The organism is Neisseria sp. P0008.S010 (assembly GCF_051962715.1).
In the GTDB taxonomy this organism is placed as follows: domain Bacteria; phylum Pseudomonadota; class Gammaproteobacteria; order Burkholderiales; family Neisseriaceae; genus Neisseria; species Neisseria elongata.
On sequence record NZ_JBQCVA010000058.1, the window covers coordinates 7777 to 13155 of the forward strand.

Annotated in this window: 4 protein-coding genes and 2 tRNA genes; 4 read left to right on the forward strand and 2 right to left on the reverse strand. The window is 54.0% G+C overall.

The genetic code is table 11. The features are described from left to right. The first annotated feature begins 83 nt into the window (after window positions 1–83). Window positions 84–159 (forward strand) — tRNA-Val (locus ACTHSL_RS11205). A 36-nt stretch (window positions 160–195) separates the two neighbouring features. Then, a tRNA-Asp gene (locus tag ACTHSL_RS11210) sits at window positions 196–272 on the forward strand. Window positions 273–346: 74 nt separating this feature from the next. Here ACTHSL_RS11210 and cysD read toward each other — a convergent pair. Together cysD and hemA are read right to left on the reverse strand one after the other, a co-directional pair. Then, complete coding sequence (gene cysD / locus ACTHSL_RS11215) at window positions 347–1261, reverse strand: sulfate adenylyltransferase subunit CysD (RefSeq protein WP_440381462.1); 915 nt, start codon at window positions 1259–1261, stop codon at window positions 347–349. A gap of 394 nt (window positions 1262–1655) precedes the next feature. Then, a complete protein-coding gene (gene hemA, locus ACTHSL_RS11220; RefSeq protein ID WP_440381463.1) occupies window positions 1656–2915 on the reverse strand; it encodes a glutamyl-tRNA reductase in 1260 nt (419 codons plus the stop codon). A gap of 254 nt (window positions 2916–3169) precedes the next feature. Here hemA and ccoG point away from each other — a divergent pair, with 254 nt between their 5' ends. Together ccoG and ACTHSL_RS11230 are read left to right on the forward strand one after the other, a co-directional pair. Further along, window positions 3170–4687, forward strand: coding sequence for a cytochrome c oxidase accessory protein CcoG (gene ccoG, locus ACTHSL_RS11225; RefSeq protein WP_440381465.1), 1518 nt, complete (start codon window positions 3170–3172; stop codon window positions 4685–4687). Between the two features lie 2 nt (window positions 4688–4689). Then, window positions 4690–5241, forward strand: coding sequence for a FixH family protein (locus tag ACTHSL_RS11230; RefSeq protein WP_440381464.1), 552 nt, complete (start codon window positions 4690–4692; stop codon window positions 5239–5241). Window positions 5242–5379 lie beyond the last annotated feature (138 nt).

Genomic DNA, 5379 nt, shown 5'->3' on the forward strand with positions numbered 1-5379 from the left:
GTGGTAGCTCAGTTGGTTAGAGTACCGGCCTGTCACGCCGGGGGTCGCGGGTTCGAGCCCCGTCCGCCGCGCCACAAATTATCGGGTGATTAGCTCAGTTGGTAGAGCGTCTGCCTTACAAGCAGAATGTCGGCGGTTCGACTCCGTCATCACCCACCAAGTTTCTCCTTTCATTGTTGGTTGAACAATGGATGCGCGGTGGTAGCTCAGTTGGTTAGAGTACCGGCCTGTCACGCCGGGGGTCGCGGGTTCGAGCCCCGTCCGCCGCGCCACAATAAATTTTCTAATGTTTAAGGCCGTCTGAAAACTTTTCAGACGGCCTTTTTGTCTTTGCGGGAAACCTTTGTCAGAAATACCCCGCCTTTTTGCGCTCCTCCATCGCTGCTTCCGATACGAGGTCGTCCATGCGCGTGGCGCTGCGTTCGGAAATGGTGGCCGCTGCGGTTTCGGCGATGATGTCTTCGGGCGTGGCGGCGGTGCTGGCTACGGGGCAGGTGCAGGAAATGTCGCCGACGGTACGAAAGCGCACGTCGCGGATTTGGCTAACTTCGCCTTCGCGTTTCGGCGTCAATGGGGTAACGGGGACGAGCAGCCCGCCGCGTTCGACGACTTCGCGTTTATGGCTGTAATAAATCGGCGGCAGTGCGAGGTTTTCGCGGGCAATGTATTGCCAGATGTCGAGTTCCGTCCAGTTTGAAATGGGGAACACGCGCATATTTTCGCCGCTAAACAGCCGCGTATTGTAGAGCGACCACAGTTCGGGACGCTGGCTTTTCGGGTCCCATTGTCCGAATTCGTCTCGGAACGAAAATATCCGCTCCTTCGCCCGCGCTTTTTCCTCATCGCGCCGCGCGCCGCCCATCAGCGCGTCAAAGCCTTGTTCTTCAATCGTTTCCACCAGCGTAACTGCCTGCGCGGCGTTGCGCGAATCGGTTTCGCGGCGCAGGACGACAGTGCCTTTTTTGATGGAATCTTCGACGCTGCCGACCACCAGTTGCACGCCCGTGCGCGCGACGGTTTCATCGCGGAACTGAATCACTTCGGGGTAATTGTGTCCCGTATCGACGTGCAGCAGCTTGAACGGCAGCTTGAGCGGGCGGCCTTCGAGTTTGAACGCTTTGACCGCCAGCGCCAGCAAAACGACGGAATCCTTGCCGCCGGAAAACAGCAGTGCGGGATTTTTCGCCTCGGCGACGACTTCGCGGATGATGTAGATGGATTCGGCTTCGAGCCAGTTCAGATGCTTGTTTTGGATGGACATACGGAATCTTTCTTTAAGCTGACTGTTGCTACTTTAATCAGGCCGTCTGAAAAAAGGAAAGAACCGTTTTTAGCAAGCAAAGACGAATCGGTTATATGCGGGCGCATTCTTTGCAGGAAGTATGGTTTGGGGCGGTGCGGAGTCCGGGCTTGAAGAAAGCTATTGTTCATGCGTTGAGGCATCGGGTGAATTGTTTTCGTATTGCCCGATTTTGCACGGATGAGTCGGAGTCGGCAGGTATTGTCGTGTTGCAAGGAAACGGTGTGCGGAAAATGGAGTGAGAGGCCGTCTGAAAAGTTTTCAGACGGCCTCTTCTGCTTTGCTGTACAAGTGGTTTATGCACGATGGATGCTTTGTATCGCTATGGCCGCGTGCCCGATTATTCCGCTTTTGTTTATTTTCGTTCGGGATGTTCCAAGTGGTAGATTTGGGCGACGGCATCAACCAATTCGCTGTCGCTGCCGCCGGCTTTGGAAAGGGTGCGGGTAGGCGAGTGCAGCAGTTTGTTGGTTAATTGCACCGAGAGGCGTTCCAGCACTTCTTCGGGGGCGGCACCTTTGGCAAGTTGTTTCATGGCATTTTCCAGAACATGGCGGCGGGCACGTTCGCCTTCGTCGCGCAGGGCGCGGATTAGGGGGACGTTTTCTCGGCTTTTCTGCCATTCGAGGAATTCGGCCACCTTTTGTTCTACCATCACTTCTGCTTCCGCCGCCGCTTTTTTGCGTGCGTCTTTGCCGCTTTGCACCACATCTGCCATGTCGTCTACGGTGTAGAGATACACGTCGTCCAAATCGGCTATTTCGGCCTCGATGTTGCGCGGTACGGCCAAATCCAACATGAAGACGGGCATTTGGTTGCGCTGTTTGAGCGCGCGTTCGACCATGCCTTTGCCGATGATGGGCAGCGGGCTGGCGGTCGAGGAAATCACGACATCGTATTGGTGCAGGATGTCGGGAATATTGTTCAACAGGCAGGGCTCGGCGTTGATGCCGAGTTTGCCGCACAATTCTTCCGCTCGTTCCAAGGTACGGTTGGCCACCGTCATCAGGCGCGGGTTTTCGGCGGCAAAATAAGTGGCCACCAGTTCGATCATTTCGCCCGCGCCGACAAATAAAACATTTAGTTTGCCGACCGAAGGGAAAATCTGTTCGGCCATTTTGACCGATGCGGCAGCCATGGAAACGGAATGTTCGCCCACGGAGGTCCCGCTGCGGATTTCTTTGGCGACGGAAAAGGTTTTTTGAAACAATGAGTTGAGCCAGGTGCCGACGGTGTTCTGTTCTTGTGCCGTCTGAACGGCATCTTTAATTTGACCGAGGATTTGCGGTTCGCCCAGCACCATGCTGTCCAGGCCGCAGGCAACGCGGAAGGCGTGGCGTACGGTGTCGCTGCAGCCGTAGGTGTAAAGGTAGGGGCGGATTTCTTCCGCCGTTAAGCCTTGGCGGGCGGCCAGCCAGTCGGTGATTTTTGCGCTTTCGCCGATGCAGTAGAGTTCGGTGCGGTTGCAGGTGGACAAGATAACCGCCTCGAGAGCAGCATCGCTGTCGATCAGACTGCCGACCGCATCGGGCAGTTCGGCAGCGGCAAAGGCGAGTTTTTCGCGTATGCTCAGCGGCGCGGTTTGATGGTTCACTCCGATAACGGTCAGCTGCATTGGGATTGGAATGGATGAGAAATGAAAAAACGGCGCATTATAGCAAATTCAGACGGCCTTTATCGGTAAAAAATCGGTTTTAAAGGCAGTATGGGGAAGTATTTAAAATATGAATAGGGTTGATAAAAGGTTCTTGGTGCAGCCGTTTGGTAAAAAGGCGTATAATTCCGCGTTATATATATAATCTGTAAATTCCGTTGATAAACAGAAGCTAAAAGGAACATGCCATGACCGAACAAGAATCAGATGATGCCATGAAGCCGGCAGAAGGCGAGGCACAGGCGGCAGAGGGTAAAGGTGATTCCGGGCGCCCGGCTGAGAATAAGCCGACCGTGAAGGCAAAGCCTGCAAGTAAGCCGAAAGAACCCGGCAAGCCGAAAGAGCAGGTTATCCGCCTTTATGAATCGAGCAAGCGCATTCATCCGAAAAAGGCCGAAGGCCGTTTTGCCAAACTGCGCATTGCAGCCATTGTGGCGACGCAGTTCGTGTTTTATTGCATTCCGTGGTTCAACTGGTCGGGCCGTCAGGCGGTTTTGTTCGATATTTCCAACCGCCATTTTTTCATCTTCGGTTTGTCGCTGGGCATGGGGGATTTGATTTATCTGGCACTGTTGCTGATTATCTGCGCTTTCGGTCTGTTTTGGTGGACGACTGTGGCCGGACGGCTATGGTGCGGCTACGCCTGCCCGCAAACGGTGTACACCGAAATCATGTTGTGGATAGACCATTTTGTCGAAGGCGACCGCAACAAACGTTTGAAGCTGGACAAAGAGTCGTGGGGCTTGCGTAAGATCCGTATCAAATTGACCAAATACCTGTTGATTTTCGCCGTATGCGCCTGGACGGGAATTTCCTTTGTCGGATGGTTTACACCGATACGCGAATTCGTACCGGCGGTGTTTACCATGACTGCGGACAGCGGCGCGTTGTTTGCGGCGGCATTTTACGGCTTCGTTACCTGGTTGTTCGCCCATCAGATGCGCGAGCAGGTGTGTAAATACATGTGCCCGTATGCACGCTTCCAAAGTGCGATGTTCGATCCCGATACATTGGTTATTTCTTACGATACCGAACGCGGCGAACCGCGCGGCGCGCGTAAGAAAAACGTCGGCCGGGACGAAACCGACTTGGGCGACTGCATCAACTGTACGATGTGCGTACAGGTATGTCCGGTCGGTATCGATATCCGCGACGGCCTGCAATACGAATGTATCGGCTGTGCCGCCTGTATTGATGCCTGCGACGAAATTATGGACAAAATGGGCTATCCGCGCGGCCTGATTCGATACACGACGGAAAATGTGTTGGAGCACAAATACACCGACAAAGACATCAAGAAAAAACTTTTGCGTCCGCGCGTGGTCGGTTACGGCGCAGTGTTATTTGTGGCGATTGTGGCATTTATCATCGGCGTGGCCACCCGTGCGACGCTGCGGGTCGATGTCATCAAAGACCGCGGCGTGATGGTGCGGGAAAACGGCAAAGGCTGGTTAGAAAACGCCTATAATCTGCGCATCATTAACAATAGCGAACAAGAACAGACCGTCACGGCTTCGGTCAGCGGTTTTGACGACATCGAACTTTCCGGCTTGCCGAAAGAGGGTATCAGAGTCGGCGGACAGCAGACCATTACCGTTCCGGTTCAAGTGTCCACTATTCCCGAATATGCCGACAAAGGCAGCCATCCGATCAAATTTACCTTTACCTACCGTCAGGATGGCGATACCGAAGGCCGTGTCATTAACGAAAAATCCAACTTTATCGGAGAATAAACGTGGCGCAGGAAAAATCCAAAGTCTGGTATAAAGAGCCGTGGCCGTGGCTGCTGTTTTCTGGTCCGGCCATCGTCGTGGTGGCGGCTTTTGTAACGCTTTATCTCGCTGCCAGCGGCAGTTCCGATTTGGTCAGCGACGATTATTACAAAGACGGCAAACATATCGATTTGGACCTCAAGCGCGATACGGCGGCGGTGGAACGGGGTATCCGGGGGCAGGCCCTCATCAATCCCGACGGCAGCGCGGTTCGCGTGTATGTGTCCGGCCGCTTTGACGACAAAGTACCGCTGAAGCTGATCCTGCTGCATCCCGTCAAAAAAGAATACGATCAAAGTATCGGGCTGAAACTTTCGACTGCGCCGAAATCGGGCGATAAGACCGAATATCTCGGACAGTTCGCCAAGCTGCCGCCGGCCAACCATTGGTATGTGCGGCTGGAAGACGAAGGCGGGATTTGGCGGGTGGAAAACAAATGGATTGTCAGCCAGGGTGCTTCGATTGATTTGAACCCGATGAAAAATTTGCAGAACGCGGCCAAAACGGCAAAATAAGCGTATAAACCGGCAGAAAGGCCGTCTGAAAAACAATTTCAGACGGCCTTTGTATTCGGACAGAGACCTTTGCAAAAAGCCCTTCCCCCGACAGCCGAAACCCAAACACAGGTTTTCGGCCGTTTTCGCCCCTAATTG